The sequence below is a fragment of the Chryseobacterium sp. FG46 genome (assembly GCF_057809135.1).
In genome coordinates this window covers 1-7,095 of the sequence record NZ_JBMDJJ010000058.1, presented here as the reverse complement: position 1 = coordinate 7,095, position 7,095 = coordinate 1, and the positions used below count along the sequence as shown (strand labels likewise).

General features: G+C 35.5%; 8 protein-coding genes, 2 tRNA genes and 1 other RNA gene. 5 read left to right on the top strand and 6 right to left on the bottom strand.

From position 1 onward, the window contains the following. Nucleotides 1-54: 54 nt before the first annotated feature. The 6 genes from pyk to ssrA all read right to left on the bottom strand — a co-directional run bounded on the left by pyk (nucleotide 55) and on the right by ssrA (nucleotide 5,092). Nucleotides 55-1,500 (bottom strand): pyruvate kinase, encoded by a 1,446-nt coding sequence (gene pyk, locus ACODR7_RS21340; RefSeq protein ID WP_076594970.1) that lies wholly within the window; start codon nucleotides 1,498-1,500, stop codon nucleotides 55-57. After that, entirely contained in the window at nucleotides 1,493-1,966 is a 474-nt protein-coding gene (locus tag ACODR7_RS21335; RefSeq protein WP_488842257.1) for an IPExxxVDY family protein, read from the bottom strand. The genes pyk and ACODR7_RS21335 overlap by 8 nt, the downstream gene beginning before the upstream one ends. Beyond that, on the bottom strand, nucleotides 1,944-2,708 hold the full coding sequence (gene rnc / locus ACODR7_RS21330) for a ribonuclease III (RefSeq protein ID WP_076594972.1): 765 nt from the start codon (nucleotides 2,706-2,708) through the stop codon (nucleotides 1,944-1,946). The genes ACODR7_RS21335 and rnc overlap by 23 nt, the downstream gene beginning before the upstream one ends. A 9-nt stretch (nucleotides 2,709-2,717) precedes the next feature. Beyond that, nucleotides 2,718-3,962, bottom strand: coding sequence for a beta-ketoacyl-ACP synthase II (gene fabF / locus ACODR7_RS21325; RefSeq protein WP_488842254.1), 1,245 nt, complete (start codon nucleotides 3,960-3,962; stop codon nucleotides 2,718-2,720). A 34-nt stretch (nucleotides 3,963-3,996) separates the two neighbouring features. After that, nucleotides 3,997-4,236, bottom strand: coding sequence for an acyl carrier protein (locus tag ACODR7_RS21320; protein WP_002976354.1), 240 nt, complete (start codon nucleotides 4,234-4,236; stop codon nucleotides 3,997-3,999). Between the two features lie 454 nt (nucleotides 4,237-4,690). After that, nucleotides 4,691-5,092, bottom strand: a transfer-messenger RNA (tmRNA) gene (gene ssrA, locus ACODR7_RS21315). 269 nt (nucleotides 5,093-5,361) lie between these two features. On the opposite strand from ssrA, the gene rpsU reads away from it, so the two are divergent. The 5 genes from rpsU to ACODR7_RS21290 all read left to right on the top strand — a co-directional run bounded on the left by rpsU (nucleotide 5,362) and on the right by ACODR7_RS21290 (nucleotide 7,094). Beyond that, the gene (gene rpsU, locus ACODR7_RS21310) at nucleotides 5,362-5,559 is read left to right on the top strand and encodes a 30S ribosomal protein S21 (RefSeq protein ID WP_034693154.1); all 198 of its coding nucleotides are present in this window, start codon (nucleotides 5,362-5,364) and stop codon (nucleotides 5,557-5,559) included. A gap of 78 nt (nucleotides 5,560-5,637) precedes the next feature. After that, nucleotides 5,638-6,525 (top strand): tyrosine-type recombinase/integrase, encoded by an 888-nt coding sequence (locus ACODR7_RS21305; RefSeq protein WP_488842259.1) that lies wholly within the window; start codon nucleotides 5,638-5,640, stop codon nucleotides 6,523-6,525. Next, the gene (locus ACODR7_RS21300; RefSeq protein ID WP_076594989.1) at nucleotides 6,522-6,812 is read left to right on the top strand and encodes an HPF/RaiA family ribosome-associated protein; all 291 of its coding nucleotides are present in this window, start codon (nucleotides 6,522-6,524) and stop codon (nucleotides 6,810-6,812) included. Before ACODR7_RS21305 ends, ACODR7_RS21300 begins: the two co-directional genes overlap by 4 nt. A 109-nt stretch (nucleotides 6,813-6,921) precedes the next feature. Continuing rightward, a tRNA-Thr gene (locus tag ACODR7_RS21295) sits at nucleotides 6,922-6,995 on the top strand. Between the two features lie 18 nt (nucleotides 6,996-7,013). Next, nucleotides 7,014-7,094: transfer RNA gene (locus ACODR7_RS21290), tRNA-Tyr, on the top strand. Nucleotide 7,095 lies beyond the last annotated feature (1 nt).

The window sequence follows — 7,095 nt, the reverse complement described above, 5'->3', positions numbered from 1 at the left end:
ATTGCTAATTGCTAATTGCTAATTGCTAATTGCTAATTGCTAATTGCTAATTGCTTATACTGTTGTCAGTCTCAATGTATTTGTTTTTCCCCCTTCATAGGATGGAGTAGCATTGATGTTGATTACGAAATCTCCGGTTTCGATATAACCATAGTTGTGCGTTAACATATTTACCTGAATGATTGTTTCATCTGTGGATTTCTTCATATCATAGTAATAAGCATGAACACCCCAAAGAAGGTTCAGCATCGTGATAACTCTTCTGTTACCGCTGTATACGATAATATGAGAGTTTGGTCTGTGTGCTGCAAGCTGGAATGCTGTGTACCCGGAGTGAGTAAGAGTTACGATAGCAGAAACGTTAGTTGTTTTAGCAATTCTTACCGCTGCAAGACAAACCCTGTTGGTAATGAATCTTTCATCAATACAGTTATAATCTTTCTCGATAGGCTCATTTTTGTGTTGGTAGAAATGAGTAGTTTCAATATTCTTTACAATTTTAGCCATGTTTTCCACAACCTGTACCGGATATCTACCTACCGAAGTTTCTCCGGAAAGCATTACAGCATCAGCTCCGTCCAATACAGAGTTGGCCACGTCATTTACTTCCGCTCTTGTTGGTGTTAAACTGTTGATCATCGTTTCCATCATCTGGGTAGCAATGATAACCGGCTTGGAATAGAATCTTGCTTTTTCTACCAGGTTTTTCTGGATGGCAGGAACTTCTTCCATTGGAACTTCTACTCCAAGATCTCCACGGGCTACCATTAATCCATCACATTCAAGAAGGATTTCATCAATATTTTTAACGCCTTCAGGCTTTTCAATCTTCGCAATAATCGGAGTTTTGAATTTACCATTTGGATGCGCTTTAATAAGCTCCTTCAAGTCGATAATATCCTGAGCATGACGAACAAATGATAAGGCAATCCAGTCAACTTCCATGTCAAGCATGAAATTAGCATCCTGCACATCTTTTTCTGTTAATGCAGGAAGAGAAACATTCGTATTAGGGAGATTAACTCCTTTTTTAGAACTTAGCGGACCTCCCTGGATGGTTTTTGCTTTTACAGTATCTTTTTCATTGGTTTCGATAACCTCCAGCATTAGTTTCCCATCATCAATAAGGATTCTTTCCCCTACTTTTACATCCTGTGGAAACTGTTGGTATGTCATGTATACCTTAGTGGAATCTCCTTCCATCTTTTCATTGGTGAAAGTCAGAATATCACCTGGATTCAGATAAGATCCTTCCTTTACAACTCCCACTCTCAGCTTAGGCCCCTGAAGGTCTCCCAGGATTCCCACAGAATAACCATACTCATTGTTTAGCTCTCTAATTATTTCAATATTTTTTCGAACTAAGTCGTAATCTGCATGGGAAAAATTTATTCTGAAAATATCAACACCCGCTTTCATTAAATCTAACATTACCTCCTTCGACGATGAAGCAGGTCCTAGTGTTGCGATAATTTTTGTCTTCTTTAAATACTTATTCATAATACTGGATAATTTGATAAAGTTCCTCATCAGAACTCAGTGTATAATCTTGAATTGGAAATACAAGATTTTCAGGGAGCAAAATTACGGAAAAATCAGGAAACTGTTCCGAACTATGCAGAATATATTCCACATCTACCTGATTATTTAATAAAAATTTAATGTTTTCTTCTTCTGTAAAGAGTTCTGTCTGAATTTTTTTTTGCTTACTTTCAGAAGATTTATTGGAAATGAAGGTAAAACAAGTCTTTGTATACTTGTGATAGGCTTCATATCTTGGAAAAAAATAATCATAATATCCCCCATGGAAGACAAGATCTTTCTTTCTTGAAAAACCGAGGTTATTGGTTTGATTTATTTTGTAGAAAAACTCGTGAGCAGGTACGTCTTTGGCTAATCTTACCAATCCTATGGCAATATCTTCAAATTCTATATCATCAAGATCATAAAGTTTTTGAATTTCCAAGTATATTTTCTTTTTTGTTTAAAATATAAAATGCCCTCTGTGCTGCTTTTTCCTCTGCTTTCTTCTTGGAAGTCTCTGTTGCATTAGCAATTTTTTCGTCTCCAAGCCATACATGGCATCTGAATACGACAGATTTATTAGCCTGTATTTCCTCGCAGGTTTCGTACTTTATATTGACCTTCTTTTTTTGGCTCCATTCGAGCAGAAGACCTTTATAGCTTACAATTTTGTTTTCAAGCTTATTGATCTCGGAAGGTGTCAGCAATTTTTCCAGAATAATCCTTTTGCAGGTATCATAATGGAAGTCTAAATAAACGGCACCAATTAAGGCTTCGAACAAATTTCCAGAGATATTTTCTCCCAAAGCTGATGAGCTGTTTTGCTTTTGCAAAAGGCTGGTAAGCTTGAGATCTTCTCCTAATTTATTGAGGTTTTTCCTATTAACAATCTTAGATTTCATTTGTGTCAGATATCCCTCATTAGCCTGAGGATACGTCTGGAACAAATGACAAGAAATAATTGTACCCAAAACAGAATCTCCCAAAAATTCAAGTCTTTCGTAATTGCTGTCTTGATTTTTAGAAGAATTTTTCAAAGAAAAAGCTTCGCGGTAAAGAGCTATATTCTGTACCTCCGTACCTAATACTTTTCTAAGCTCGGTACTGAGAAAATATTCTCTCTCCGTTAATTGTCTTTTTCTTTTTTTGAGAAGGAATTTAGAAAAGTATTTCTGTAACTCCATTCATTGAATTTAGATTTTCTTAAATAGAACGCAAGCGTTATGCCCGCCAAATCCGAAAGTATTGCTCATGGCTACTTTTACATCTTTCTTAACAGCTGTGTTAAACGTAAAGTTAAGTCGGCTGTCAATATTTTCATCATCAGTAAAATGGTTGATGGTTGGAGGAACAGTACCATGAATAATAGTTCCCAATGCAGCGATAGCTTCAATAACACCTGCAGCACCTAAAAGGTGGCCAGTCATTGATTTTGTAGAATTAATCTGAATGTCATAAGCATGCTCGCCTAATAATTTCGAAATTGCATTGGATTCTGCGATGTCTCCTAATGGAGTAGATGTACCATGCATGTTGATATGATCTACTTCATCAGCAGTTAAGCCTGCGTCTTCCAAACAGCTTTTCATTACCAGATAAGCGCCAAGGCCTTCAGGATGTGGAGCAGTCATGTGATGTGCATCAGCACTCAGACCTCCTCCCAGTAATTCTGCATAAATTGTAGCACCACGTTTTACGGCGTGCTCATATTCTTCAAGAACAATACATCCTGCACCTTCACCTAGCACAAATCCATCTCTGTCTTTGTCAAAAGGTCTTGAAGCTGTTTTAGGATCGTCGTTTCTTGTAGAAAGTGCCATCATTGCGTTGAATCCACCGACACCACTTGCTGTAACGGCTGCTTCAGAGCCTCCGCACACAATCACGTCTGCTTTTCCTAACTGGATCAGCATTTTGGAATCAATTATAGCATTTGCTGAAGATGCACATGCAGATACAGTAGTGTAGTTTGGCCCGTGGAAACCATATTCAATTGAGATATGTCCTGGAGTGATATCCGCAATCATTTTTGGGATAAAGAAAGGGTTGAATCTCGGAATTTCCGTATTGGCCCATCCTAAAACTTCAGTTTCAAAAGTCTCTAATCCTCCGATTCCAGAACCCCAGATTACACCGACTCTGTTTTTATCTACATTGTCTTCAATAATTCCAGAATGCGCTACTGCTTCTCTTGCAGCAACAAGTCCCAATTGAGTATTTCTGTCCATTTTTTTAGCCTCTTTCTTATCGAAATGCTGTAACGGATCGAAATTTTTTACCTCGCAAGCGAACTTTGTTTTAAAGTTTGTGGCATTAAAAAGAGTAATCGGAGCGGCACCGCTCTCACCTTTCACAAGATTTTCCCAGTATTCTTTTGCATTATTTCCTATTGGTGTTATTGCTCCAAATCCGGTTACAACTACTCTTTTTAATTCCATAAACTTTGTTTAATTTCTTTTTTGTTGAAGAATATTATTTATTTACTACTTCTTCGATGTAAGCGATAGCGTGTCCTACAGTAGTAATTTTTTCAGCTTGGTCATCAGGGATCTGAATGTTAAATTCTTTTTCAAATTCCATGATTAACTCAACTGTATCTAGTGAATCAGCTCCTAAATCGTTAGTGAAGCTAGCTTCAGGAGTTACTTCTGTTTCTTCAACGTCAAGCTTATCAGCGATGATAGCTTTTACTCTTGATGCAATGTCTGACATAGTAAATTATTTTTTTAATTGTTAGATGGTGCAAATATATAAAATTCTTTACGATAAAACATTTTTTTAGTCTTTTTTGTGGAACAGAAGCTTTCATTTTAGATTGTTTTATTATAGTCTTTTCGTTTTCAGTAGGTTATATTTACCTTCTGTTTAGGAATATAAAATCAATAATGGAATGACTAAGGGAGAAATAAAAGATAATTCTTCTGAACTTTATCATTGTTGTTTTGATTGATGAATTGTAAGCCGAAAAATGAGATTGTTTTATACTTGTAAGTAAGAAGGAGTTTCAAATTTATATTCATAAAAAATTTCAAAAGCTGTTTTTAATACAGTTATCCTATTGATACCATACATATAATACATATAATATGTACAACATTCTGTTTTATAGGTGAAATTTGATGTAAGATTGTCTTAAAATAAAAAACCACTGAGAAATCAGTGGTTTTTGTGGAGTTGGAGGGATTCGAACCCTCGTCCAAACAAGCAATACATAAGCTTTCTACATGCTTATTCTACCATTGGTTTTCGACTGAAAGCAGAGGGCAGACACCCAACTACCAGCTTATCTTCTGAAATTTTCGAGCTTTAGCCAAAGCTTCTAAAGCCTTATTTCTGCATTCCTATATCCCAGAATCAAACGCTGCAGAACAGAGCATTTGTGGAATATCTTGCTTCCCTACTGAAATCTTCGGGAAAACGCTTGATCTACTATACTTCGATATTAAGCTGCAAGAGCGAACTCTTCGTTGCCAGTTAAAATTTTGTAGCAAGGGATTATAGAGATCGCGCTACGGTTCTCTGCATGCTTACTTACCCATTGGTCTTGCTGTCGAAACCAGTCAACCCCATGAATAAAGTGAATGCAAAGATAGTGCTTTTTGTTTACATTTCATTAATATAGGTGATTTTAATAGTAATTGGGAAATAAAATGAATAACCTGAAGCTATTAAAAATTGAATGTCTGGTTATTGTGGATAAAAAATTAATGTCTGTTAACAGGCTTTAATACGGGGTTTTTTAACAGTCTTAAGATAGGGTAGTGATTGTTTATTGCAATATATTTTGTGTTCTCATAAAAATTACCTAGTTTTGCAATCCAAAATGAGATGTAAAATATGTTAATAATTCCAGTAAAAGATGGTGAATCCATCGACAGAGCTTTAAAAAAATACAAGAGAAAATTTGATAAAACAGGAACTGTTCGTCAATTAAGATCTAGACAACAGTTTATTAAGCCTTCTGTAACTTTGAGACAAGCTAGACTAAAAGCGGCTTACAAACAAAGAGCGCTTAGCAAAGAAGAGCAGGCTTAAGATTTTTTCTTAACCATATATTAATTCACTTCTTAAATTCTTATATTTGAGGAGTGAATTTTTATTTTTATACCTATGATGCTGGAAAAATTTTTAGAATACTTACAATTCGAAAAAAGATATTCTCCTCATACCATCACAAGCTACAAAAAAGACCTTGAAGACTTTTCCCATTTCTTCCTCCGAACGGAATCTTCTGACAATTTAGCCAGGGCAGACAAAAAGATTATCCGAAACTTTATTGTTGAATTGAGCGAAAATAATATATCCAAAAGAAGTATCAATAGAAAATTATCTTCACTCCGAAGTTTTTATCTTTTTCTTTTAAAAATAGGGGAGATTAAAGTTTCTCCTGTAGAAGGGATTTCTTCCCTGAAGTTTTATGCTGAAAAACAGATTCCTATGTCTAAAGAGGAAATGACTGATCTCAATGAAAGAATTTTCGAACAGGTACATGAAGTGCTTGAAAAATGTATTATGGAAGTTCTTTATCAGACAGGAATGCGTAAAGCAGAACTTTGTGGCCTGATATTTGAGAATGTTGATTTATATGAGAATGAATTAAAAGTAATAGGAAAAGGGAATAAAGAAAGGGTAATTCCCATTTCCAATGAATTGTCTGAACTTCTAAAAAGTTATCTGGAAATAAGAAATCCGCAGACAGAATTTAAATCATATTTTTTCGTCAATAAGAAAGGGAAAAAACTCAATGAAAAATTTGTTTATGTGGTAGTTAATAAGTACCTTAGTCTTGTAACAACGAAAGAAAAAAAAAGTCCTCACATCCTACGGCATAGCTTTGCTACCCACGTATTGGATAATGGGGCGGAGATCTCCAAAGTAAAAAAAATATTAGGGCATTCCAGCCTTGCCAGTACTCAAGTCTATACGAATGCTAATATTGAACAATTGAAAAAAGTGTTTAATCAGGCTCACCCTCGAGCATCAAAAAAAGAAGAATTATGAAGATTTCAGTTCAATCAATTGGTTTAACACCACACGAACCACTAGAGTCACACATTGACAAAAAAGTAAGCAAATTGGATACCTTTTATGACAAAATTCATGAGTGTAAGGTATTTTTAAAAGTAGAAAATAACGCTGATAAAGCTAATAAAACTGCAGAGATTATTTTGGCGGTTCCGGGAGACGATATCGTAGTAAAGAAGACATCTACCAGTTTTGAAGAAAGTTTGGACCTTTGTGTTGATACTGCTAAAAAGCTACTAATCAAGAAAAAAGAAATGGCATAGAAAAAAAAGTTAAAAAAAGTTTATAAAATATTTGAGAATTCAAAAAATCCGTTCTATATTTGCACTCGCAAAAAAGGAACAGCGATCTTTTGAATTCTTTTTTATATTTGCCTCCATAGCTCAGTTGGCCAGAGCACGTGATTTGTAATCTCGGGGTCGTGGGTTCGAATCCCTCTGGAGGCTCATAAAATATAAACTTTTGGGGAGATTCCAGAGTGGCTAAATGGGACTGACTGTAACTCAGTTGCTTCGGCTTCGTAGGTTCGAATCCTGCTCTCCCCAC

What these genes read in the sequence shown, in the direction of transcription:
- rpsU (WP_034693154.1), top strand. Translation starts at nt 5,362, where the DNA reads ATGTTAATAATTCCAGTAAAAGATGGTGAATCCATCGACAGAGCTTTA.
- ACODR7_RS21300 (WP_076594989.1), top strand. Translation starts at nt 6,522, where the DNA reads ATGAAGATTTCAGTTCAATCAATTGGTTTAACACCACACGAACCACTA.
- fabF (WP_488842254.1), bottom strand. Translation starts at nt 3,962, where the DNA reads ATGGAATTAAAAAGAGTAGTTGTAACCGGATTTGGAGCAATAACACCA.
- ACODR7_RS21305 (WP_488842259.1), top strand. Translation starts at nt 5,638, where the DNA reads ATGCTGGAAAAATTTTTAGAATACTTACAATTCGAAAAAAGATATTCT.
- rnc (WP_076594972.1), bottom strand. Translation starts at nt 2,708, where the DNA reads ATGGAGTTACAGAAATACTTTTCTAAATTCCTTCTCAAAAAAAGAAAA.
- ACODR7_RS21320 (WP_002976354.1), bottom strand. Translation starts at nt 4,236, where the DNA reads ATGTCAGACATTGCATCAAGAGTAAAAGCTATCATCGCTGATAAGCTT.
- pyk (WP_076594970.1), bottom strand. Translation starts at nt 1,500, where the DNA reads ATGAATAAGTATTTAAAGAAGACAAAAATTATCGCAACACTAGGACCT.